This is a genomic window from Paenibacillus mangrovi (assembly GCF_022898935.1).
GTDB lineage: Bacteria > Bacillota > Bacilli > Paenibacillales > Paenibacillaceae > Paenibacillus_AQ > Paenibacillus_AQ mangrovi.
In genome coordinates, this window is the sequence record NZ_JALIRP010000003.1 from 104627 (window position 1) to 127977 (window position 23351).

General features: G+C 52.2%; 22 protein-coding genes. All 22 read right to left on the bottom strand.

What is annotated here, in order from left to right:
* Positions 1 to 48: 48 nt before the first annotated feature.
* Positions 49 to 1626, bottom strand: a complete 1578-nt coding sequence (locus MUG84_RS08650) for an extracellular solute-binding protein (protein WP_244723735.1) — start codon at positions 1624 to 1626, stop codon at positions 49 to 51.
* Between the two features lie 31 nt (positions 1627 to 1657).
* On the bottom strand, positions 1658 to 2551 hold the full coding sequence (locus tag MUG84_RS08655) for a carbohydrate ABC transporter permease (RefSeq protein ID WP_244723753.1): 894 nt from the start codon (positions 2549 to 2551) through the stop codon (positions 1658 to 1660).
* 4 nt (positions 2552 to 2555) lie between these two features.
* Positions 2556 to 3518 (bottom strand): ABC transporter permease, encoded by a 963-nt coding sequence (locus MUG84_RS08660; RefSeq protein ID WP_244723756.1) that lies wholly within the window; start codon positions 3516 to 3518, stop codon positions 2556 to 2558.
* 848 nt (positions 3519 to 4366) lie between these two features.
* Positions 4367 to 4822, bottom strand: coding sequence for a DUF5301 domain-containing protein (locus MUG84_RS08665; RefSeq protein ID WP_244723759.1), 456 nt, complete (start codon positions 4820 to 4822; stop codon positions 4367 to 4369).
* A 426-nt stretch (positions 4823 to 5248) separates the two neighbouring features.
* Complete coding sequence (locus tag MUG84_RS08670) at positions 5249 to 7969, bottom strand: Athe_2463 domain-containing protein (protein WP_244723762.1); 2721 nt, start codon at positions 7967 to 7969, stop codon at positions 5249 to 5251.
* Between the two features lie 10 nt (positions 7970 to 7979).
* Complete coding sequence (locus MUG84_RS08675; RefSeq protein WP_244723766.1) at positions 7980 to 8783, bottom strand: copper amine oxidase N-terminal domain-containing protein; 804 nt, start codon at positions 8781 to 8783, stop codon at positions 7980 to 7982.
* On the bottom strand, positions 8780 to 9526 hold the full coding sequence (locus tag MUG84_RS08680; RefSeq protein WP_244723769.1) for a hypothetical protein: 747 nt from the start codon (positions 9524 to 9526) through the stop codon (positions 8780 to 8782). The genes MUG84_RS08675 and MUG84_RS08680 overlap by 4 nt, the downstream gene beginning before the upstream one ends.
* Positions 9527 to 9539: 13 nt before the next feature.
* Positions 9540 to 10190, bottom strand: coding sequence for a hypothetical protein (locus MUG84_RS08685; protein ID WP_244723772.1), 651 nt, complete (start codon positions 10188 to 10190; stop codon positions 9540 to 9542).
* Positions 10191 to 10201: 11 nt separating this feature from the next.
* Positions 10202 to 11242, bottom strand: coding sequence for a hypothetical protein (locus MUG84_RS08690; RefSeq protein ID WP_244723776.1), 1041 nt, complete (start codon positions 11240 to 11242; stop codon positions 10202 to 10204).
* Positions 11243 to 11370: 128 nt separating this feature from the next.
* The gene (locus MUG84_RS08695; protein ID WP_244723780.1) at positions 11371 to 11661 is read right to left on the bottom strand and encodes a WXG100 family type VII secretion target; all 291 of its coding nucleotides are present in this window, start codon (positions 11659 to 11661) and stop codon (positions 11371 to 11373) included.
* Between the two features lie 39 nt (positions 11662 to 11700).
* Entirely contained in the window at positions 11701 to 12030 is a 330-nt protein-coding gene (locus MUG84_RS08700) for a WXG100 family type VII secretion target (RefSeq protein WP_244723783.1), read from the bottom strand.
* Positions 12031 to 12071: 41 nt separating this feature from the next.
* The gene (gene essC / locus MUG84_RS08705) at positions 12072 to 15992 is read right to left on the bottom strand and encodes a type VII secretion protein EssC (RefSeq protein ID WP_244723788.1); all 3921 of its coding nucleotides are present in this window, start codon (positions 15990 to 15992) and stop codon (positions 12072 to 12074) included.
* Positions 15989 to 16846, bottom strand: coding sequence for a DUF5050 domain-containing protein (locus tag MUG84_RS08710; protein ID WP_244723791.1), 858 nt, complete (start codon positions 16844 to 16846; stop codon positions 15989 to 15991). Before MUG84_RS08710 ends, essC begins: the two co-directional genes overlap by 4 nt.
* A 12-nt stretch (positions 16847 to 16858) precedes the next feature.
* Positions 16859 to 17089 (bottom strand): EsaB/YukD family protein, encoded by a 231-nt coding sequence (locus MUG84_RS08715; protein ID WP_244723793.1) that lies wholly within the window; start codon positions 17087 to 17089, stop codon positions 16859 to 16861.
* 16 nt (positions 17090 to 17105) lie between these two features.
* Positions 17106 to 17603 carry a hypothetical protein gene (locus MUG84_RS08720; protein WP_244723796.1) on the bottom strand — a complete coding sequence of 166 codons (498 nt, stop codon included), beginning with the start codon at positions 17601 to 17603 and terminating at the stop codon, positions 17106 to 17108.
* Positions 17604 to 17619: 16 nt separating this feature from the next.
* Positions 17620 to 18099 (bottom strand): hypothetical protein, encoded by a 480-nt coding sequence (locus MUG84_RS08725; RefSeq protein WP_244723798.1) that lies wholly within the window; start codon positions 18097 to 18099, stop codon positions 17620 to 17622.
* A 13-nt stretch (positions 18100 to 18112) separates the two neighbouring features.
* Positions 18113 to 18316, bottom strand: a complete 204-nt coding sequence (locus tag MUG84_RS08730) for a hypothetical protein (protein WP_244723800.1) — start codon at positions 18314 to 18316, stop codon at positions 18113 to 18115.
* A 27-nt stretch (positions 18317 to 18343) separates the two neighbouring features.
* Positions 18344 to 19225, bottom strand: a complete 882-nt coding sequence (locus MUG84_RS08735; RefSeq protein WP_244723802.1) for a hypothetical protein — start codon at positions 19223 to 19225, stop codon at positions 18344 to 18346.
* Entirely contained in the window at positions 19222 to 20205 is a 984-nt protein-coding gene (locus MUG84_RS08740) for a hypothetical protein (protein ID WP_244723804.1), read from the bottom strand. The genes MUG84_RS08735 and MUG84_RS08740 overlap by 4 nt, the downstream gene beginning before the upstream one ends.
* A complete protein-coding gene (locus tag MUG84_RS08745; protein WP_280521249.1) occupies positions 20183 to 21652 on the bottom strand; it encodes a TadA family conjugal transfer-associated ATPase in 1470 nt (489 codons plus the stop codon). Before MUG84_RS08745 ends, MUG84_RS08740 begins: the two co-directional genes overlap by 23 nt.
* 19 nt (positions 21653 to 21671) lie before the next feature.
* Positions 21672 to 22499 carry a CpaE/TadZ family protein gene (locus MUG84_RS08750; protein ID WP_244723806.1) on the bottom strand — a complete coding sequence of 276 codons (828 nt, stop codon included), beginning with the start codon at positions 22497 to 22499 and terminating at the stop codon, positions 21672 to 21674.
* Positions 22472 to 23350, bottom strand: a complete 879-nt coding sequence (locus tag MUG84_RS08755) for a CpaB family protein (protein ID WP_244723809.1) — start codon at positions 23348 to 23350, stop codon at positions 22472 to 22474. The genes MUG84_RS08750 and MUG84_RS08755 overlap by 28 nt, the downstream gene beginning before the upstream one ends.
* Position 23351 lies beyond the last annotated feature (1 nt).

The following is a 23351-nucleotide window of genomic DNA, read 5'->3' on the forward strand; positions in this document are numbered from 1 at the left end:
GAAGCGTGAGAAAACTCACGCTCCTTCGTTCAGCTCAAGTGATATCCATTATTTCTTAAAAGTCTCGTCATAGGCTTTATTGATAAGTTCCAGAGCTCGGTCAGAGCCAAGTTTTTTAACCTGTGGTACAACTTGTGAATCCCAGGTATCAATGCTTTGCTTACCGATTATCACATTTACCGAAGCTTCCTCTACATAGGTATCAATAGCCGTTTTGAGGTCGGTATATTCTTTTTTCGCATTAGCATCGCTAAATTTTGCACCAAAGGTTGGCTTGCCAAAACCTTTGTTTTCTTCCAAAAATGCTACAGATTTTTTCATGGCAGCACCATTTAACTCAAAAGTATTAATGGCAGCTTGATTTACAACACTGAAAAGGCTTTGGTCGTTTAGCCCCGCATTCTTAATGGTACCATTTGGTGTAGCAGGAGTTTGAAAATCCTTTAAAAATTTCACAGTACCATCGGAATTCTTTTGATAAGATTCGCCTTCAATACCAAATTGCATTGCATCGATACCTTCCGGGCTGTACATCCAGTTCAGGAAATTAACCAATTCATCTTTGTATTTAGATTGGTTTGAAATCACTTTGTAGCTTCCTAAATAGCCACTTAAAACACCGGTACCAACTCTTTTATTGTTGTAAGCAGGTTGAAGCATAGCCGTAAATTCAAAACCCTGTGGAATTTTGCTTCCCATTTGTTGAACAATCTCGTCGCCAACTTGTGGGTAGTCAAAGGTCACAAAACCTTTGTTTGTAGCTAAGAGTTCATTCCATTCTTCATCGGTAATCGTAGCAAAGTTTGGATTTAATAAGCCTTCGGAATACAATTTATTCAAGTAAACCAACGTATCCTTGTAGGCTTGGCTTTCTGGACCGAATAAATATTTTTGCTCTACATCGTCAAGATAGAAAGTGTTACTCGTTCCTCTATAGTAAGCTTGGTTGCCAATTAGGTGAGACGTCCCCCATCTTACAAAATAGGGATAAGAATCTGGGTAAAGTTTCTTCAGTTGAACTAAGGTATTGTATAAATCGTCAAACGTTTCGAACTTCGTGGATAGATTGTTTTTTGCAAAAATATCAGTTCTCCCAAGCATAACTTCGTCGGCACGATATGGTACATCATACATTCTTGGGGCGCCATAATATTTGCCGTTAGGCGAACGAGTCAGATCCATAGCAGGTGGATATTTTTCCAACATTGCTTTGTAATTATCAAGCTTCCCTGCTTCCATATAAGACGTTAAATCTAAGAATGCTCCTTGTGGACCATAACGGTCCGCATTATCGCTTGATAACGTCATCAAATCAGGTAGTGATCCAGATGCTAACATGGTATTCAATTTTTGTGTATAGTCTGCACGGGCTACGCTAATGGGTTTGATTTTAATATTTGTGTACTTTTGAATGGTCTTAAAAATTTCTTCGTCGCCAGTGTATGGGGTATTAGACATAAAAAACCAAGAAACTTCAATTGGTTTTTCGCTAATTTTTTGTTCGGCGGCATTGGGGTCTGATGTCTGTGACGGCTCTGTGTTTTTGGCAGATTCGCTTGGCTTACTACTGCACCCTGCAGCAAACAACATAATGACAGCTACAAATAAGGCCAAAAATCTTTTCATGATATATCTCCTTTTTAGTAAATTTTATGAATTATCCTTTAATTGAGCCAACCATTAGACCCTTGACAAAGTACTTTTGTAAAAAAGGATAAATACACATAATAGGAAGGGTAGTAATGACAATGGATGCCATTTTTAAAGATTCCGTTGCCGAGTGATTTAATGCAGTATAAGCGTCTTTTTCGCTTGGATTGAAGGTTGCAGATACCAAGATATTTCTTAAAATCATCTGCAAAGGATACTTCGCAGTGTCATTTAAGTAAAGCAACGCATTGAAATATCCATTCCAAATGCCAACAGCTGTAAATAAACCGATGGTTGCCATGATTGGCTTGGAAAGTGGCAAAAAGATTTTTACTAATATTTGAGGATCAGTGGCCCCATCAATGTAAGCAGATTCACTTAGGCTCTCCGGTATATTCCTAAAGAAGGATCTCATAAGAATAATGTTCCATGCGGTCAACGCCCCCGGAAGAACCATAACCCAAATGGTGTCTAATATATGCAGGGACTTATAAGCCAGATAGGTTGGAATCATACCGCCACCAAAAAACATGGTTATAAGGTACACCTTGGAGAGAAATGAACGCATTTGAAACTTATCTTTGGAAAGCGGATATGCTGTTAGTGCTGTGAAAAATAAGGTAAAAAACGTTCCAAGCGCAGTATACACAATCGTGTTTTTATATGCCGTGAAAAAAATAGGATGGTTTATCATGGTCTTGTATGCACCTAGGTCAAAACCTTTTGGAAAAAAAGTAACTTTCCCCGCAATGACTTCTGCGGGATCGCTAATAGACACAGAGACAACGTAAACAAAGGGATAGAGCATAGCCAGTACAACAATAGCCAAAATGATGTACACAACGGAAAGAAAGACCCGATCTCCCATTGGTGCTTTGATTTTGTAAGGATTCTTTTTCATGACATCACCATAAACTTTCCTTTAGGAGTTTTCTGGAGAAATAGTTTGCTCCTAATAAAAAAACAATGGAAACCAAACTGTTAAACAATCCAATAGCACTTGAAAATCCATAATCTTGGTCGATTATACCTTTACGATAAACATAAGTAGAGATAACATCGGCAACATCATATGTAGCAGGGCTATACATTAATAGAATTTTATCGAGTCCAACGCTGATAATACCGCCAATGGATAAAATTAACAAAGTAATGATGGTAGGGCGGAGGTTGGGCAGGGTGATGTGAATAATCTGTTTAAACCTAGAACAGCCATCCATCTTAGCCGCATCATACATTTCTGCGTCAATCCCTACAATGGCCGCCAAGTAGAGTATGCTGGAATAACCAACTCCCTGCCAAATACCTGAGCCAATATACAAGCTTCTAAAGAAATCCGATTCGTTAAAAAATTGGATAGGGGCAACACCGACTTGTGCTAACAAGTCATTTACAATACCACCATCACTAAAAATGGATTTCATAATGCCCACAATGACAACAACCGAAATAAAATACGGTAAATACGTAGCGGTTTGAACAAATCTCTTCAATTTTGGATGTACCATTTCGTTAATCAACAAAGCCAGAATAATGGGTGCGGGAAAAGACCAAAGCAAGTCAAAAAAACCAAGAACAAACGTGTTTTTTATAATTCTAAAAAAGTTTGGATCATTAAAAAACCGAGTAAAGTTATCAAAGCCAATCCATTCAGAGCCGCTAATTCCTAAAAACAAACTGTAATTTTGAAAAGCAGTTACGACACCGACCATGGGATAATAAGCAAACAAGGCAATCATGATTAACCCTGGCAACGACATCAGCAACAGAAAGCGGTTACATTTCCAATCGTAATTTAACTTAGAAATAAACGACTTTTTAGGTATTTTTAATGACTTTTTATATGTTTTTTCGGTAATCGTCGACAAGAGCTCACCTCATCCCCTTTTTCTGAAACGATCGAATTACTTGAGGCCCACTCATTCGCTGCCCTCGATCCTCTTGGTCGGAAGAACTCCTTTCGCGAACGAATGCCAGCAGCCGTACCGGAACCGATCCCCGTTTGGGTCAATTGCATACCAAGACACCCCTTTCTTTACAAGTTCTACTAGATGTAAGCGGATTCACATGTATGTCATGAAGATCGATGAATCCGTGTAATGATTAATGTTTATATTTTACTCTCCCGCCAATGGGAGGTTAATGACAAAATTTTTGATTTCTTGATTTATTTTACGATTTTATTCGACAACAACAAAAATATTGAACGCAATATAATATTGGTCAATAAAATTGTTAGTAAGGTTGTACGGGAACAATCCCTTTTGGGCTTGGAGAAATCCGGAATGGATTAGAACCTTCGAACGGTCGTGAAACTACCTGGAATTTTAGATCAGCAGCCTTCGTTCGTTTGATCTATTCTATTGAATCCGGTTCATGGTAAGTTATATTGTATGTAGGATTTGTGGCGGTTTCTGTTCTTTCAAAAACAAAAAGTCCAACTACGACAAAATATCGTACTTGGATTTCCGTTGAATCAATAGGTTTAGTTGCTAAAATTTTAACGTTCTTACTATCTATGATTTCCTCTAATTGCACATTATAAGATTTGAGAGCAATTTTCCAATCTGTAATCGATTTGCGAGCTGGCTTCTGTTAACCATTGTTCAAACATACGCTCCATGTCGACTCGATTGATTTGATAACCATTTTTAAATTCAAGGCCTAATCGAAATGTTTTCGTTTGGCCGTCATAGGTCGAAGAAATTTAATCTTTCTAAAATAAGCTTCCTATAACTGTGGAATCAAATTCATTTGTTATTTTATATGAATGAATTGCATTTTTAGGAACCGCTGCATTATATTCGTATGTATTTATATAGGCCTTATCATAAAGTGTTATTCCGTACTTCCTTTTACCATCATTCGTTTTTATAGTCATCCAGTATGATTCTGTAAAGTCAATTTGTGAAGAACTTGATTTTCTTAATTTGGCCTTGGAAAACGCGTTCAGTATTTTTTGAATTTCACTCGGATCGGTCACAGTTACTGTGGCTTCACCTTGATTATCTTGTCTGATAATTTCAATCGAACTTACACTCTTAGTATCGAATCGAGCCAGTACGACTTCATTAAATGTGGTTCCTTTTGTAGACGAATAGAAAATTCCAAGACTAACGATTATGACTATGACTATGACTACTGCAGCCACAATATAGTAGCTTTTCTTCATAGACTGTCTCCTATAACTTGGTTTTTAATACCATTAATGTAACTCACAGGAGTCTATATCTATTTTATCATAATAATCTTACTGTCCCCCACTTCTTTTTCTCCAAGATGTCCATCATGAGCCTATAATCGTTTACCTCTTAGAAAATGCAAATAAAAAGGCCGACTTTTCAGGAAATGGTAAGTATCATCAAACCATTCCGAAAAGAGGCGGCCTTGTTCACTCTGCCTTAAATTTCTACACTTTGCCCTACGTGGAGTGAAGAAGTGAAGGCATTCTTGCGCACGGACATTCAATCCAATATTCGCAGGATAATTCGAAAGAAAAACTCCAATAAATGAGGTCCATCTCCATGATTCGCAGTTCGGAATAAGTGATCTTGCGGATCAAACGCGACACCGATCGATTGATCGGTGCCCTGCTCTATCAATTGTTCAAATCATCATACATGGAGCCTTGAACGGTTACCCGGATTTCATCCAGCTTGGTCAAGCCTTTGATCGATCCAAGCTTCCGATAAGCGTGCCGCTCGTTCGACAGATCGATGTCCTCCAGCCATACCCTGACATAATAGTTCCCGTTCGACATATTGGCGTGGGTGTAGACGTTATGATCGTCCCTGTTGATGACAAAGGCTACGTCAGTGGTTTCCGTGATCTTGTACATGCGCTGCCCGTCTTTCACACACTCCCGATACTGGTAATGGCTGCTGCTTTCCGAGGTAGATGATTCCCCGTACCCTTCCATGACCATGTTCCAGTACTTGTGCGTATCGTTGTTGTCCCTGACCTGACTGTGCCTGATCTCGTCCACCTTTTTGGTGTACCGCGACGGGTCCCGGCTCCGGTCAAATACGGTCAGCAGTTCCAAATCGTCGACGCCTTTCCGATTCTTGGCCGTAAGCACGCCGGGTTTACGTTCAAATCCGGAACCGCGCGCCGGAAGTGGCTCATTGCGCACATTGACGGCTGCCCTCTGGCCGTTAATGTACATGAGGTCTGTCTCGTAACGGAACGAATTGATCACGGCATCGACCAAATCCTTATGGTCCTGCGTATCAGCCGGGGTCGGCTTGAAGGTCACGGTCTGCACTCTGACGGTATAGGTGCCCGCGGGATTGAAGTAGTAACCGGATTTGATGGGATAATCGAACTTCTGCAACTCCCGGTCGGTTGCGAACACGGCCTTGTCGTACAACGCTTTGCGGTTTGAGCCTTTCTTCGCCGCCGTCCGTGCCTGGGCGTATTGCTCGTCCATTGAACGCTCGGTCTCCCACCCGACTTCAGCCTGTGCCTGCTGTTTGAACGTCCGTTCATACTGGCCGTCAACGGGTGTCCAGCCGTATTCCTTTCCGTTCTCACCGACATGATGCATCCATCGGATCACGTTGAAGCCGTACGGCTCGCTCTCCCAGAACAGCTTCTTAAGTTTGGACGATCGGCTGTTCTGTTCAATCGTTTCCTTGAACGTTTGCTTGGGGAGTACTTTGCGTCCATTGTAACTGTATACCTCGAATATTCGGGTATCCGTCCCGGAATCGAAGGGCGCCGACACCTTGCCGGAGACGGTTTTCTCCACGCAGTTGCCTTCTTCGTCATAGTCGCAATGCGTGTATTGATAGGACCGGCTTACGTTGCCATCGTAAGCGACGGTACCGCTCCTGTCCCGGGGAATGCCCGGATCGGCCGGATTCAGCCAATGGCGTCCGATCGGATCGTCGCCGAAATCAGTCCGCATAATGGTCGAATGGACGATGGGGTTCCGCACGATCGTGGTAGCCGCTTCATTGACCGGCGGGTTATTGGAGACCTGGAAGTTCCGGAACAGATCCGTCTCATGCTTGGTCACATTGAGCCTGCCCGTTGCATTGCCCGTCCAGTCTCCCGAAGGGAGCGTCAGCGTTGCGGCAATATCGGCGCCATAGGCCAGCGGGAAGGCTACCTTCTTCGAGAGCACATCGTAGCCCAGCCGAATTGGTGTAATCAGGCGTATCGACGGATGGGAGTCAATTACGTTATTTTCCAGAAGCTTCTCCGAAGGCCGGTTTCCGTCTTTGTTGACGCTGAACGTAATTCTGACGCCGCTGTCCGGCATCACGAACGAAGCGTACAGCATGCGCTCGCCTTCCGCAGGTATCGTCAATGAACCTGTTCGGGCGACGGCATGGCCGGCGAATGCCAGCTTGTCTGCATCCGCGGTCAGCGAGGTGCCGTCAGCCTTCGTAATCCGCCATTCGAAATCGGTGGTCACCTCCTGCTTAAAGCTTGAAGAGATCCGAACGCCGACCCGAATCTCCTTTCCTTCTGTCGCGCCGGAAGGCAGGCTTTCAAACGCCGCGGCTAGATCGTTGCCCAATAGCGAGAAGGGAGCAATCGGAATGCCCAAATACGTAGTCTGCCCCGACGAGCCCTGGATATAGATTCTTCCTGAGCCCCAGGCGAGCGCGGTCGGCGGCTGCAGGACGTGGACATAGTCAACCCACCTGCCGCCTTTCGTCGGACTTGCGTTCTTCGCATATACGATCCTGTCCGCGAATTGGGAATTCTGGTTGTTATACATGAACTCCCTATATCGCTTGCCAGCGAACTTGGCGTTCAAGCCGGCGATGATGGCCGCCTCGAAGGTGCCGTCTTTCAGATAGCGTCTGAGGTCGGGATCGTAGCTCTTGTAATCATCGAAAATGGTGCGGTCGATACCCAATCGTCTGTTCTCCCAGGGATTCTGAATCATGTTGAAGCTTTGGATCGGCGTACCGCCCCACCCGGCGTCCCAGGGAAAGCCCTCCGAAGAAACGGGATCTCCATTGCGGGTATAACCCGAATAGCGGCTGATCGTCCGGTTGTTGTGGAAAACCGTTCCGCCATGATCGGAGCCGTATACGATCTCAAATTCGTTGCTGCTCTCTGCGATTTTCCGGTTCAGCAGATCCTGTCTGTAAGCGCCGTGAAGGGGCGTCCGTTCCGGAAAATAGTCCCCCGTTCTATCGGGAAAATAAAAGCTTCTCATATCCGCATTGGCCAGTTCCAGCACCTTGGAGGACGTTAGGCCGGAAGTTTGGCCGGCGGACTCCGCGGAGTAGCTCGGGAAGCCGATTTGAAGCAATGCGGTCAGGATCAGGACGGCAGCGAATCTCCGAAGCATTGTCATATCGCCGCACCTACTTTTTGTAAACCGTGATGCTGATGTCGTTGAGCTGCTGGGATCCGACTGCAATTACATAGTCTGTGCCGGCAAACTCCTTATGGGCAAGTTCAGGCTCGGCGGTTGTTTTGGTTTTGACATAGCTCATCACGGCGGTTACCGTATCCTGATCCACTTTTTGCTGCAGGATGCTTTCCGCATCCGCGCACTGCTCCTCGTAGCTCGCATCCTTGGTGTTGAACACGATCCTCATGCTGATCAGCGCGTAATCTTTGCCGAGCGTGCCGTAGCTCCCCTTGTTGACAATCAGCTTGGATGAAGGGTGTGGATCCAGGACAAACCCGTAATAGTCCACTGTGCCGGTGTCGGCCGGCGTCTGGCCGATCTTGGACGTGTCGATATAGACGGTATTGACCTTCCCGTCCCAGTTGACCGTTGCACCCAAGGCCTCGCTTACGAATCGGATCGGCACGAACGTTCTATCGTGAAGGAGCAGAACCTCTGTATCCATCTGCATGCTTTTTCCGTTCAGTATGTAGATCTTCTTGCCTGCCGTCAGCGTGATCTCATTCTTGCCGATCGCAACGGTCGCCGCTCTCGCCTTATTGTTCCATCCGACCTTCGCGCCAAGCGCCTCGCTTACAAATCTTATCGGCACCTGTAACCTGTTGTTCGCGTCCGTGAACGGCTGCGCGTCGGGCAGCTTTACCGGGTCCCCGTTCACGACGATCCGGATGGGCAGCGCCGCAGCGGTTGTGATGACCGGCATCGCAGCGGCACAGATCAGCAAGGCCATAAGTAGAATGGAAATTCTTTTCATGATGGCTGAACCTCCACTTGCAGGGTATAGAATCGCTGTAAATCCAGAACTTGCGCAACATAGGCGGCGAACATAGCCGCCTCCTCGATGACGCCGTTCGACGCGAGCATGATTCTAAGAAGCACCTCCTCGAAGCTCTTGCCGTGCAGCGCATCGGCGATCAATCCCCTGCGGTTGAGCAGTGAGACGTCGACGACGCCGAAAAGCCACTGCATGAAACCAGGAGCCTCCTCGAACAGGGGCTGGGCCGTATAGAACGCCTCGCCCGGATTAAGGCCGTCCGGGAAGCTGCCCTTCAGCTGATGCTCATGCCGTTCGAGATAACCTGCATAGGCCCTTTCCGTAGCCCGAATCCGGCTAATGATTTCATCGTTGCCGCCCAACAAGCTTGCCTGAGCTTCGAGAAAACAGAAACCGCCGACAAAGTCGCCGGCCGCCTGCCTGCCCCAGCGGCGCAGATGAGTCAATACGGCTTCCGTCGCCTCCTCCAGCGTCTTTACACGGTCGAGATCGTCGCTCAACTGTTTCACGAATTCCTCCACATTGACCCAATCCCTGGCGTAGGCCTGGGCGTAACCTGGAATGCCAATCCATTTGTTCTGGAACAGGAAGGCCAGTTCCGACGCAGCCTGCGGCTTGACGCGGGTTGAGCCGTCTTCCAGCGTTTCGAGAAATTGTTCGGAAAATGTCTCCAGCTTCATGGGATCGTTCAGATCCTCGCGATAAGGCATCATCGTATTCATCGGCTTCACACACCTACCTTGGTAAATTTGGACGCTTGCCGGCCGACCGGCGGGCGTTCTTCGAATCGGGCATCCACTCGGGATCCTCCGCTTTGATCCATCCGGCGTAAACGACCAGCAGGATATAGAGCGATACGGGTATAAAAACAAGGCTGACGTAGAATGGCATCATGTTCTCAAACCGGCTGGAGAACCATTGGCTGAGTCCGTAGCCGATCAATCCCGCGGCTCCTCCGCCTAACAGGCCGGCGGCGTAAACGATTTTGCCGATCCGGCTTCCCGGCTGAAGCACTTCCTTGAATATCGTCCGTCGATACACGTACCCCGTATATACTGCGGCCGTCTGCAGCACAATCAGCACCACGGCGGCCAGAACGCCGCCGCCCCACACCCGCCACACGACGCCAAGCAGAAACGCGGTGAACAAGTGAAATTGCGAAATGCCGTAAGCGATCTTCCGCGCCGGAGTTTTCTCGATATACCGCGTCAACTTCATGATCAGGGCGACAAGCATGTTAAGGGCAAGCACGGCGAACACGGCTTTGCCGATCCCCGGCGACCATGCCGGAATGACGGCCATGAAAACGGCGGACACTCCGGGTACGAACACGGCAAAGAAATAGATGGCATTGTAATTCGTTGACTTTGTCTGGCTCTTAGCCATGGATACCTCCTCTAGAATAGGGATTTGAGGCCCCCTATCACTTTGCTCGCGGCATGCCCGACCGCTTCCGTCGCCTCCTTGGCCTTCTTAACGCCAAACTCGATGCCCTTGTTGACTTTGTCCTTCGTCCAGTCCTTCACACTCTTGCCCCAGCTGGTGCTCATGACGACGCCGATGCCGACGCCGACGGCGAAACCTATCGCGGTTCCCAGGCCAGGGACAACGGAACCGAACATCGCCCCGGCCGCGGCCCCCGCCGCGATGCCTGCCGCCGAGCTTACGGCTGTCGTGCCGATCATTACGGTGGACTCGACGGCCAGGTCCGAGACGAATTCGGTGCTGGCCAGGCCGTGATTCTTGTATTCCCCCCAACCATAGTTGTAGACGCTCCCGCCGACGGTAAGCGCCGCGCCGAGAACGCCTCCTCCCTTCAAAGCTTTCTTCCAAGCGCCCGATTTCAAGATATTGTAGTTTTTGTTCAATTCACTCAGCGCCATCGCCTTTGGGCTCAAATACTTGGCGACCTTGGGATTGTCCAGCCTGTAGCGGGTTCCGGTCAGCCCTTCCCTGGTGCGCCAATTCCTGTAGGCCTTGTTCCAGAAGCCCGACGCGTTCCTTGAACCGTAGACGTGAACGTATTTGCCGTTAACGGTAAATTTGAAGCCTTTTTGCCACGAATAAAGTCCGATCACCCCTTTCTCAAAGAGATCCCACGCACGTTTGTACCAGTCATTGATGGTCTTCACCGTCCGGTAGTTTTTCGAGCGTCCCTCGGCCTCGATATATTCAGTCGCGGCATTGGCTAGCGCAATCACCTTGTCGTTCAACTTATCCCCGATCGAAACCGCCAGTGATTTGATTTCCGACAGTACGGACTGCACGCTTGCCGCGCTTGACTGAACGTAAGACTCGGGATAGCCGGAACGAGTATTCCCGACGGCGCCGTTAATGTCACGGTACATTCCCGTGATCTCATTCTCGAGCGCCGTATCGAGACGCTTCATCCCCTGGCCAAGCTGCAGAACTTTGTTCGGGTCAACCTTCAGAGCCATTGCTTCACATCCTTTCCGCAGGACTTATTGTATGGATCAACGAGTCGAGAGCCCATGCTCGCAATATTCGAAGGGAAAGGTAACGAAGGCACGCGGCGGTGCCTTCGTCACTCGGATGCAAGGTTTGATTACTTGCGAAGCTGGCTGGCGATATCCCGGTCGCTTTGCTCCTTGATGTCGGCAACCTTGTTCAACGATATGCTAATGTTGTCTACGCACTGCACGAGCTTGTCGAGACTCGGTTTCAGTTGGTGGAATTCGTCGACGAACGCTTTGGCGGACTCTCCTTGCCACCAGCCCTCAACCGATTTGATTTCACGGTCGAGCTGGTTGATGATGTCCCTGGCGTTGTGGCCTTTGTTCTTGATCGAGCTTGCGACTCCTCTGGCCTGTTCCGGACTGAATGTTTGATTCATCATTATCACCTCCTTTCATGCGCGTACCACCGGGCGGGACGGTTATTTCCTGGCCGCAGCCTCCCTGCGCCGCTTCTCCTCGGCTAGCCGCCTTGCCTCCTCCGCTTTGCGTCTCCGCTCGTCGTCCGCCCGCTGCACTTCTCCGACAAGCCCATTCAGCCGGGATTTCAGCGTGTCCAGCTTGGACAGCAGCCGGTCGACGTCGGCATGAATCGCGCTGTATGACTGCCTGATCGCGTTTCCTGCATCGCCCTGCCACCAGTCGGCCGTGCCGTTCATTTGATTCCTGTATGCGTTCGCTTCGCGGCGTATATTGCCGCTTGCCGTATTCACGGCCGTCGCTTTATTTCGCAGTTCCGCCGGAGTAGGCATCCATCCATTCCTCCTCGATATTCGAATTGGGCGGCTTCTTCTCACACGGGGACCGGGGGAGCCTGTGCCATGGCTGCCGCCCGCAGACCCGTATACCTGTTCTTTATAATGAAGTAGCCGTCTCCCCATGCGAGCTCCTTCTCTTGAACGCCATACGGGAGTCTGGCGTTAAACAGGTTCTGGTCCTTCAGGCTGCCGAGCAGCACGCCGGTCTGTTCCTCGCGGATGGCCTTCCCCAGGCTATCCCAATTGCCGGCCAATTCGGCGGTATTGTCTGCCGCCATGACAGCCGCCTTCAAGCCGCGTTCCTGCTTCACGATCCGCTCGATCAGCTCTTTGAACGAGTAGTGCTCACTGTTCGTAAATTCGCTCAGCCGGTCAAAGACAAATACAATCTGACGGAGGGAACGCATCAGCCCGTCAATGTCGCCCCCGGAGCGCCGGATGTTCAGCAGACGGCTCCTCCTGTCGTCCAGTTCCGCTTTGATCCCGTCGATGAATGCACACATATCACCGACCTGCGACAGATCCGTCACATTGGGCCGACTGAACAGCGGGTAGAGCCCCATGGCACTCGAATCCATCGCATACACCTGTACCCGTTCCTCGCCGAGCTTGTCACACAGCATACCGATCCAGGACACGAGCAGCGTGCTTTTGCCGGCCATCGGATCACCTGCAATCATGATCACCGGGTTTACGGCAAGATCGACGTTTACTGGCTGAAGATCGTGGTCGCAAAGTCCGATCGCCACGTGCGTTCCCACATCGCCGTTAATCGCGGCCATATCGATGCTCGCAGGCATCACCGGTATCGGAAGCGCCCTGCCGATCCGGCCGGCATCCGCAAGCTGATCGAACCGATCGATCCATTGCACGGTAGAGAGTGGCCCGAGCTCCGGCTCCGCCGTTTGAAACTCCAGCGGCGGCGTGCCCCGCACGAGCCCTCGCCCGACAACCCGCGCCGGCTCCAGCCCTTCCGTCCTGCCGACGATGCCGTCGTACTCCGCCTTGTCCGTAAGCTGGAGACTCGCCGCCATTTTGAAGTTCACCGCAAACTTGTAACGGACGAGAGATGCGTTCGTCGCGGTAACCGCCATGTAGATCCCGTACTTGAATCCTTCGCGGGCGAGCACAACCATGCGTTCGTCGATGTTCTCGTAGGTTTCCGACAGAGCAAAATAGTTGTCGATGACCACGAGGATGGCTGGCAGTGCCCCTGCTCTGCTCCGGTAGTCCGCGAACCCGCCGCAGTCTGTCTCCTCCCACAGCTTCTTGCGCTCCTCGATCACACGGAACAGGAATAGCACGAACTGGCTGATCCGGCTCTCCTGCTCCAGCGTCATGATACCGCCGCAGTGGGGCAGCCGTTCGAAAGCCTTGAACGACGCGCCGCCGAAATCCATGATGTACAGATTCGCTTCGGAAGGCGAATAGCGGTAGGCGAGTGACAGACACAACGTCTTGAGCAGCACGGTCTTGCCCGTTCCGGGAGCGCCGTATACGAACAAATTCCCCTCCGATGCGAAGTCGAACAGGAGCGGCTCCTGCCGCTGATTGCGCGGATCGTCCAGCAAGCCTACCGGCACACTGAAGATTTCTTTCACCGGCCTCCAGGCGGCTTTCTCTGCGTCGAAGCCTGTGTCGTTCCCGAACAGCGGCGTCATATCCATCCGCTCCGGAAGCGGGGGCAGCCACGGCCCCTCCAGCGGAACGATGCCTGCCGATCCGGAGACGGAGGCGATCCCGTCCACCATGGCCTTCAACTGGCTCTGTAATTCCTTCTTCGCGATCTTCTCTTCCTCGAGCGGGTAGATCTGCTCGGTTCTCCCGTCCAGACGGATCTCATAGAGCCGCTTGACTCGGTTCTCGCTCCGCAGCAGCTCGCCGTCCGGATCATAATCCGCGCCCGAATACGCCGACTGGAACAACTCGAACATTTCGTCGTTGCCGACCTGAATATAGGCCCTCCCTGGCTCCTTGATCATGGCGGCGTCAGGCCGCTTGATGACATCCTTGCTGTCCGTTTCGTCCTGCACCTTCAAGCAGATCTTGAACTTGGAGTTGCTCCAGATCTGGTCGTCGACCACGCCTGCGGGCTTCTGGGTCGCGAGAATGAGGTGTACGCCAAGGCTTCTGCCCACCCTGGCCGCACTCACCAGTTCTTTCATGAAATCCGGCTGGTCCTGCTTCAATTCGGCGAACTCATCTGCAATCATCACCAGGTGCGGTACCGGCGGCATCCCGTTCTTCTCTTCCTTGCTGTGGTAAAGCTTCTGGTATTTGTCGATGTTGCCCACGCCATACGCCGAGAAAATGCGCTGCCTTCGCTGCAGCTCGCTCTTGATCGACAGCAGCGCCCGGGTCGTCTGGTTGCCGCCCAGGTTCGTAATGGTCCCGACCAGGTGCGGCATGCCGCGGAAAGCATCCGCCATGCCTCCGCCCTTGTAATCGATAAGGACGAACACGACATCGTGCGGGTGATAATTGACCGCCAGGGAGACGATGATGCTCTGGAGCAACTCGCTTTTGCCCGAACCTGTCGTCCCCGCCACCAACCCATGCGGACCGTGCCCGGTTTCATGAAGGTCGAGATTGAACAGCGCGCCGCCGGCCTTGACGCCGATCGGTACGCTGATGCCCTTGAACGTCCGGTTCCGGCTCCACCGGCCGATCAGATCCACCTCCTCCACGGTGGTCGCCCGCAGCAGCTCCAGCAGCGTAACGGAAGCCGGAATTGTAAAGCTCGCCCCCGTCTGCCGGATCCGGAGCGGAGCCAATATGCGGACCGCCTGCTCCAATCCCGTGGAATCCAATCTGTCCGGAACGAACGGCGACCTCGAACCGCTCCCCCTGTCCGCCAGTTCGCCGCTTCTCCCCGTAAGCGTAATGACGGTTCTGCAGTTCATCGGCAGGTAGGCCTGGTGCTTGGCGATAAAGACGGCCGAAACGCCAAGCTTGCCGCTCCGGTTGTACAGGTACCGATTAACCGGCTCATTGTCAAGCAGTGAAGCATCCTCCACGATAAAGACATAATGCGGAAGCGTGCTGCCGCCCGCCGTCACCGCTCTCGATTCGCGCGCTTTCAGCTCGCCGTACAGCTCGCCGAGCGCCTGATGCGCCATGGCCTTGCCGCAGAGCAGGTATCTCGTCTCAAAGCCGTCGTCCCACAGATGCGGCAAGTGCTTCAACCAGATCCATTTCTCCACGTATTCATCGGCGGCAAGCAAGACCACCCGCACGTCGTCGTACCCGTGGTGGGTGATCACTTGAAGCAGCATCAGCCGGACCAGTTCAAGCACGCCGGCCTCTTCCCCAGCGATTCCGCAAATTTCGGCGGTCTGCAGATCGACGGTCACGGGTACGTCCTTCACCGATTCGAACTCCAGTGCGAGCCGCTGCGGCTCCATCAGAAGCGGATCACTCTCGAGGACGACCCCCTGCGGATTGTACTTGATCCGGACGGCCGCGGGCATGCTGCCGAGCCCGACGCGCAAGGACAGGAAATCCGGATAGGACGCGGTCCGCTCCCACAGCTTCTTGTCAAGTCGGCGCATTCGCTCGAGGCAGACAGCGGGCTCCGGGTTCATTTCGTTCATCGCCTTGATCTGCTTCTCCGCGGCAATGGCCAGCTCGCTCCTACGGTCCGCGATAAACTGCAGATATTTGGTTTCACGCTCCTTCTTCTTGTTCTTGTGTCTGCGGATCTGCGCCGTCGCTCCGGCCAGCGAACTGATGAGCGTCACGGCCGTGGTCGCGATGGAGATCATCAGGAAAATCGATTGAGCGGTTAATGCCACAAGGAATGTAATGACAAGCATGACGGCCGGCGGCGCCAGCAGCGTGAACCAGCCGATCTCCGGCTTCTCGTGCTTATATGGCGGATCCGGGACCATGATCTCGCCGGATGGCATGTCGGGCAGAAACCTCGGCTGTCGGCTGAATAAATGGTTATCGTTCATTGGCCAGCCCTCCCGTTAGGTGCTACTTTCGATGCCTGTCCGCCATACAGCGACATCGCAAACCATCCGTCCTGGCCCCTGAAAAACAATTCATCCCCGATCACGTGCAGATGATCGGCGCTCTCGCCGAAGATCCGGATGATTCGTCCTTGTTCCGGATCGACCCGGTAGATCGTGCTGTCGTTTCTTCGGTTCGCGCAGTAGAGGTAACGCCCGTCTGTGTTCAGGCTGTTCGGCGACAGGTCGTCGTACACCGCGCCTACGGCGCCGCTTTGAATATCCAGGACCGTCAGCGCATACCGCCTTTCTTTATCCGCGTAGACCAGCCGGTCTCCCGCCGAGATCATCCCCGCGGCCGGCGTCCCCGTCAAGCGTTCTTCGTAGCGACTGCCGGGGATGCATGCCCGGATGCCTTGCGCCGTCGCATAATACAGCGTTTCATCACTCCGAATCACGTAACCCAGGACGCGCTCTTCCGTGAGCGGCTCCGTGCCGCAGCCGTCTTTGCCGCACCGGTAAAGCTTGCCGTCGTTCTCATCGATATAATAAATCCCCCCTCCGCTAAGCGTCAGATTCATGCACGGCACGTCCAGCAAGAGCTCCGGCTCATGCGAATCCGTGCCCGACCTGTACAGCGCGCCGCCGCGCCGCTGGTCGCTGTAATACAGATGGCGGCCGTCCTCGTTCATGAACCAGAACCAACCGTCGGCCTGCAATGTCCTTCCGCCGCCGGCTCCAGCGGCGGCGACCGTCAGATCCGTAATCACCGTTCCGAAGGCGCCTGTGCTTTCGCTTATGTACAGCTTGCCGCCGGCCTTCAACACCAGTCCTCCGTTCGCCGTATTCCTTTCCATCGTCAACTCTCCTCAGAGGAGCGTAAGCAGCGCACCATGCGCAACCCCCTCCTCTTCCAGCGTTCGTTCATGATCCAGAATCCGCCCAAGCGGCTCCGCCTGGATCCGGCTGCCCGGGCCGCAAGGGAGTTGCAGTCCCTCCGCCAGCATGGCCAGAAGCTCGCCGGCGGTCACGAATACGGGAATTTTCAGATCCACGCTGAAGCCGTTGTCCACCTGAAGGGTGACCATGATCTCTTCCAAAGACAGTTCCTCCCTGTCAGTTCCTAATCGTCAGCAGCAGCTTGCGTTCTCCGACAAGCCTGTAGTCGACGTCATTACCGGCGCGCTCGGCCCATTTCAAATACTTCGTCTTGAATTTGTAGACCGTCTCAGCCTTGACCTTCACTTCGGCCACCACCTGCCCCGTGACGGCATCCGTTCGCTCCGCGAAATCCAGCGTCACGATGTATTCGTTCGCTTTCCCGTTGTCCGGCGCGAACACCATGGTATCGCCTGTCCGGGATGCCAGCGTCGCCTTTATCGCGCTGCTCCAGGCTTCCGCGAAATAATCCTTGAACCTCTCCCTGTCGATTATCGCATCCAGGCTGCGCATGTTGTCATAACGGAGGCTTCTGTCCTTGGAGGCTCGCAATGCGTTCGACAGCGCGGCGCCAAGGACGATTTTTTCCCGGGTGACGTTGGCGATTTCGACCATCGGTTCGACCAGAATGGACAACAAAATCACCATCAGCAGACCCAACGCGATATTTCTCACGAGGCTTCCCATCCGTTCAATCAAAGTAGAAATCCAGATCTTTGTAATGCTTCAGCCCGATCGTCGTTAACGAAAACGAAGCGGGGATCTCCTGCTCATACTTCTTTCCCCACAGCGTGACTTTCAAAGGGTAGACGGCGCTTACCGTTACCGTTACCGACTTGCCGCGCTGTCGGTACGGCTTCTCCCATTCGGTCAATGCGGCATAAGCCTCCTCGTCGTCACCGCCGATCGCGCTGTAGCCGCTCTCATTGGTAACGGCGATTCGGATATCCTCAGCCTTATCCCGGTAAATGGGCCGGTTCCTCATCCGATCCAGCGCGTCATCATAGTAGGACTGCTTGATATAATTGTCGCTTGCCGCGGCCTGGGAAAGATTGAAAGTTTCCACCACCAGCGTCATATACCACGGGAAGAAAAAGACCAGGTTGGTGAACATCATGATGCAGACCGATACCAGGATCGCAACCAGGACGGATTTGGCTAACCCCCGCATCTGCCTTCATCCCCTACGATATGAGATCCTGAATTTGTTTCATAAATAACGACCATATCTCGCCTACCCACGTCCCCAAATTGGTCCGCACCACCGTGACGATCATGCCGATGATCACGATAACGGCGACGGTGACCGCGATCTGCTTGACGCCGAATTCTCCCGTTTCATCCGCCCAAAACGTCATCTTCTTCTGCCCCTTGCCGCTGTTCTTCATCGAAGCATTCCTCCGCATCCAGTCTCTCTATTGAAACATCTTGAGTGAAGCCAGAATCGTAAACAGGTAGTAGATGACGATATAGACCATCAGTACCGCAATCAAGATCAATTGCAGCCGCGAATTGCTCCGCTCGCGCTTCTGCAGTTCCTTCTCGAACGACCGGATCCGGAACTCGTCCAGCTCGTTTTTGAGATAAACCATCTGGGAGGTGTTGTCGTAGCCCTTGAGACGTGTCTCCAGGATGTCGCAGAACTTGATAATGTAGTGAAGAGGCACCCGTTTCTTGAACTGCTTCAGCGCGTATTCCTCGCCGTATTCGATATTGTCGAGCATCACCCCGAGCTCCTCGGCTATGTCGGGATCGGCGTTCGGCAAGTAATCCCGGATCACGTCGGCCAGATAGATACTGACCGATTTCGAATACTGGTAGTACACCATGCTGTAGAAGGCAGGAAAGTCAAACGCGATGTTTTTGTTCTTCTTGTCGATCTTCTTCTCCATCTCCGTGACCGGGTAGAGCCATCCGAGAATGATGATCACCGCGGACGCACAGCCCAGGATGCGGTTCGCGCTCGCCGCCGCGGCCGTGAACAGGACCGCCGCGGCGGCGTACAGCAGTTGCTCGGCGCGGATTTGTTCCGGCAGGATTGAAAGATCCAGCCGGTCGATCATTTTCTGAAACCGCTGCCTCTCCGCAGTCCCGAGGAATTTACCCACATAGTTAACCGCGAAAGAGCGCTTCATGGCTTCCAGCTTCTCGCGGAAGGCCGCGTTCTTCCGTTCCTTCAAGAACCTTCTGGCGCGCCGCTTCTGCCTGCGGTTTACCGGCTTGAAGAGCGGGTACAGGAACACCTTGACGAGGTAGACGACCGAGATCAGCGCACTAAGCTTGGCAATCGCAATCATTTGGCTCCGCCTCCCGGGCCCAGGTTCCCCTGAAGGGCTTGACAGCGGGCGAAGCTGAGGCAGACCACGCTGATCAAGAGCGTATTGATCATTTTGCCTATGTCGGTATGTAGCATGAACGTCCGGAAATCAGGCACGGCCAGCGCGTAAAAGAAGAATAGGATAATGATGGCGGTCTTCAGCAGAAAATCCCGGTTCATTTTGCGGAATATCCTGTCTTTCCGGGCGTTGATCTCTCTCAGCACCGCATTCTCATCCACGATATCGAGGAAAATGTCGGCCATTCCCTTGCGCTCGTTGTATTCAAACACGATGGCTTTCTTGGTGAAGCTGTCGAACTTCGGTCCCAGCTGCCGATTGAGCAGCGTGATGGCCTGCCGAAAGGAGTAGCCGTTATTCTCGCAATTGTCAATGAATTGCTGAAAATAGGGTCGCAGACTCGGCCGGATGTACTCTTCGCTTTCCATGACCTTCTTGATCGCAAACAGTACGCCATCCCGGGCGAGCGGGCAGATGATGTCCTCGGCGTCCATGATGCCCTCCAGCTTCTCGGCCTTGATCGCCTTCGACTGCATGACGAAGTAGGTCAGGAGGCCGATGAAGATGGAGATCGTCACGACCACCGACAGCGTGACGTTCTGCATGAAGAACACGACAAGCAGCGCCGTCACCGCAAAGCAAATGCAGAGGAGCGAAGTGAAGCTCTCAAGCGTCAGCGGTAGATTAAAATCCAGAATCAGCTCCTCCACCAACCGGTTATACTTCGCGTAAATGTTTTCCTTCTGCTTGACGATCCTTTCCCTCTTGATCCGCTCGACGTAGCGCTTGGTGTTGTAACGCCCGAGGTGCTCGGCGAGCGTGTCCAGCATACCGAGGAAAAACCTTGAGGTCCCCTGGAAAAATCTCACTTCAAATATGGTATTGAACAGGATAAAGAACGACAACCCCATGAATATGCTAACGAGTAAAGTCGTATTCATCGAATGAGTACCTTTCCGTTTCGTCTTCATCGGGCATCCGGGTCAGAGATTCGAACCGACTCTTCTTGATGCCGGCCTTGAGCATCGACTGCTGCGCCTTCTCGGACAGCATGCCGACTCTCTTGTGCCTACCGACGATCTTCAGCACCTTATGCGTCCCCTCTTCCTCCTGAACGTCTTCGGAGATGAACTTGTAAATCGGGTTGACGATCGGCTCCAGCCCCTCAGAGCCTAGGATTTCCGAAATCGAAGTGACCTTTCGCGTTCCGTCCGCCAACTTTTCCTGGAAAATGATGAACTTGACCGCCGTGCAAATATTCCGAAGCGCCAGCTCGGCCGGTTCGTTCGATGCCATCAAATACGCCGTCAGAAAACGGTAGATCGCCTCTCTGTCGCCCTCGGCATGCAGCGTTGTGAAGAAGTAGTGCCCCGTCTGCGCGGCGCGAAGCGCCGTCGCGAATTCGCCCGGGGTCCGAAGCTCGCCCGGTCCGATCCAGTGAGGAGACTGCCGCATGGCGTTGATGAGCAGGTTCTCCATCGTCGCGGGGCTGGCATCGTCCTCGTCCGGCACGGATTCGTACTGCAGCACATCGTTGATGATCCTCCCGTGCTCGCTGCCGCCCTCCCTGCGAAGAAGTCGCATCTCCGACGGATTCTCGATGGTGATGATTCTGGACATCGGGTTGATTTCCTTGATCAACACTTCGTTCAGCGTTGTCTTGCCGCTCCCAGTTGGCCCGACCGTGATCCATGACAGATCGGCCTTCGGGATCAACGACAGCAGCTTGAACATGTTGACCGAGAAGGACTCGTTCTTGATCATGGTCTCGGGGGTGATCGATTTCTTGCTGAATTTGCGGATGACGAAAGCGGGCATGCCGTATGGCGATATTTCCGCATGCGTCGCATTAACGCGGTACCCCTCGATCGTTCTCGCATTGACCATGGGGATTTTCGGTGTAAGCCGTACCTTGGACACCCCGATCAGCTTCGCGATTATCCGTTCCATGTGCTCGCGGTCGCTGAAGTGCTGATCCCACATCAGCGTCTTTCCGCCGCTCTCCACGAATATCTGATCCGGTCCGTTCCCCCGGATTTCATCGATCGAGGGGTCCTCCATCGCCTTCGTAATCGGGCCGTAATGGGATATCTCGTCGATGAGCGCCTGCTTCAGGGATCCCAGCTCGTAATATCCCTCCACGTTCGGCTTCTGGGCGTCGACGAACTCATGGATATACGACATGGTCATTTCGCGCTTGCGCGCGGGATCACCCTCGCGCCGGAACGCATGCGTGGCGATCTTGGTGATATACTTCTGGCATAGCTCCAGCGATTCCTCAAAGGTGATCGTCGTGTATTTGTTCCTCAGTTCGTCCATGTTCTCCGTGTGCTGAACTTGATGGGAAACCTTTTGCTGCATGTCGCTAACCTTTGCGCGCGTAAGCAAACCCGTTCTCCTCCCTTCCTTATTGGCTCGCGAGCAGGTCGGCCAGCCGCCGCATTTCCTTCAGCCAATATTTGTTCATGAGCGGATTGTCGCGTACATACAGCTTTCCTTCGAGCGCATAGGCCGAGGCCGCCTTCACCAACGGCAGCGCAGCCACGATATTGAAGCCGAGCTCCTTCATCACCTGGTAGTCATACTGCAGATCCTGCAGATTCATCAGGATAATGCTCATGAACTTCGCCGTGCTGATCCCCATTGACGATGCGTAATCGAGAAGCTTGACGATATTGCCGGGCGCTTCAATCCGTTCGGATGCGGTAAAGAAGCCGACATGGCAGTATTTCATCGCACCGATGCACAATTCAAGCGGTGGAATGTTCGGAATGTCAAGCAGGACAATGTCGAACATGCTCTTTAGAGCATCGATGACCCTCTCCAGATGCTCGAAATCGAAGTCGAAATACTCTTCGATCAGATCGTGCGGGCTGGGCGAGAGCAGATATAGTCTGTCATACCGGGTTCGAAGGATCTCCTCGCGAAAATCGACCTTGTCGCTTTTCAGCACTTTGATCAGTCCCGTCCCCCGTTTGCCCGGCGTAACGTCAACGTATTGATACAGGTTCGGGTAGAAGACCTTGAGATCCACCATGCATGTATTCAAGCCCTTCTGTGACAACAGGTAACCGAGATTGCTGATCAGCATCGCGTTATCCGTGAAGTCGGACGCCGGCGTAAAACCCACCACGCTATAAATCAGATGGCTGTCCCGAAGTTCGGCTCCGATCCTATCCTTGGGCGATATTTTTTGCAGGACGTGGTCTAGCGTGCGTTCTGCTTGTCGATCCACGATTCCACCTCTTTTTGAAGCGTCGGTAACTGGTCTACGATCACATCGCTGTTTATTCTGCTCAGAATCGTGATCAGTAGCGATTTGCTTTCCAGCCCTTTATATTTGGCATAGTTGTCGATCTGCTCCTTGGACCCTTCCAGCAGAAGCGCGCGAGGCTGTATGTTCTTCAGAAAATTCTCGCTTTTCATTACGCTCTGCCGCTTGTCTTCACTCAGCTTGAGCACTTCCTTGTAGACCTCGTATATGGAATGGCTGTTGGCGTTCAGCAAGTCTTTGACCTCAATGCTGTCGAACAAAATCTCGGTCTTGGTGATCTTTCCCTGCGATACGCCGTAGATGCCGTTCGGATTGCCGCCGGGCCCGTCCACCTCGTAAGATACGCGAATCCGGACGCGGTCGCCCGGCATCAGGATGTCCCCTCCGGCTTCGAGATAGTTATAGGGTAGAGTAAGCACCTCCTTCTTCTCGTCAAGTTTGTACAGCCACTCGTTCTTCAGCGGTTTCTCTTCCGTAAGCTGGTCCTCATAGAGCACGCTGTTATTTCTTATATAATATTTCGAGAACTTGCCGATGACCTGCGAGAGATCGTCCGCCATAAGCATATCGCTTGTATACTCCTTCTTGATGATGGCGTACTTCTCCAGTTGCTTCTCCGTCAGGACTGCATAAGCGGGAATCCCGCCGTCCTGCTTCACCCGAAGCACGTCGACCGTATCCTTAGCCGCCTTGTTGGCATTCGTGATCACGTAGAACGAAACCGCAATGACCGTCAGGCTGAACAGAACCGCCATGATCTTCTTGAACGTATTCCGGTTTGGGGACACGCTCTTTACGGTGCTCAAATCCATG

Coding starts and splice junctions, on each gene's coding strand:
- MUG84_RS08755 (WP_244723809.1), bottom strand. CDS start 23,350: ATGGATTTGAGCACCGTAAAGAGCGTGTCCCCAAACCGGAATACGTTC.
- MUG84_RS08685 (WP_244723772.1), bottom strand. CDS start 10,190: ATGGCTAAGAGCCAGACAAAGTCAACGAATTACAATGCCATCTATTTC.
- MUG84_RS08650 (WP_244723735.1), bottom strand. CDS start 1,626: ATGAAAAGATTTTTGGCCTTATTTGTAGCTGTCATTATGTTGTTTGCT.
- MUG84_RS08680 (WP_244723769.1), bottom strand. CDS start 9,526: ATGAATACGATGATGCCTTATCGCGAGGATCTGAACGATCCCATGAAG.
- MUG84_RS08700 (WP_244723783.1), bottom strand. CDS start 12,030: ATGCCTACTCCGGCGGAACTGCGAAATAAAGCGACGGCCGTGAATACG.
- MUG84_RS08735 (WP_244723802.1), bottom strand. CDS start 19,225: ATGATTGCGATTGCCAAGCTTAGTGCGCTGATCTCGGTCGTCTACCTC.
- MUG84_RS08740 (WP_244723804.1), bottom strand. CDS start 20,205: ATGAATACGACTTTACTCGTTAGCATATTCATGGGGTTGTCGTTCTTT.
- MUG84_RS08725 (WP_244723798.1), bottom strand. CDS start 18,099: ATGCGGGGGTTAGCCAAATCCGTCCTGGTTGCGATCCTGGTATCGGTC.
- MUG84_RS08730 (WP_244723800.1), bottom strand. CDS start 18,316: ATGAAGAACAGCGGCAAGGGGCAGAAGAAGATGACGTTTTGGGCGGAT.
- MUG84_RS08655 (WP_244723753.1), bottom strand. CDS start 2,551: ATGAAAAAGAATCCTTACAAAATCAAAGCACCAATGGGAGATCGGGTC.
- MUG84_RS08710 (WP_244723791.1), bottom strand. CDS start 16,846: ATGGAAAGGAATACGGCGAACGGAGGACTGGTGTTGAAGGCCGGCGGC.
- MUG84_RS08695 (WP_244723780.1), bottom strand. CDS start 11,661: ATGATGAATCAAACATTCAGTCCGGAACAGGCCAGAGGAGTCGCAAGC.
- MUG84_RS08665 (WP_244723759.1), bottom strand. CDS start 4,822: ATGAAGAAAAGCTACTATATTGTGGCTGCAGTAGTCATAGTCATAGTC.
- MUG84_RS08675 (WP_244723766.1), bottom strand. CDS start 8,783: ATGAAAAGAATTTCCATTCTACTTATGGCCTTGCTGATCTGTGCCGCT.
- essC (WP_244723788.1), bottom strand. CDS start 15,992: ATGAACGATAACCATTTATTCAGCCGACAGCCGAGGTTTCTGCCCGAC.
- MUG84_RS08690 (WP_244723776.1), bottom strand. CDS start 11,242: ATGGCTCTGAAGGTTGACCCGAACAAAGTTCTGCAGCTTGGCCAGGGG.
- MUG84_RS08670 (WP_244723762.1), bottom strand. CDS start 7,969: ATGACAATGCTTCGGAGATTCGCTGCCGTCCTGATCCTGACCGCATTG.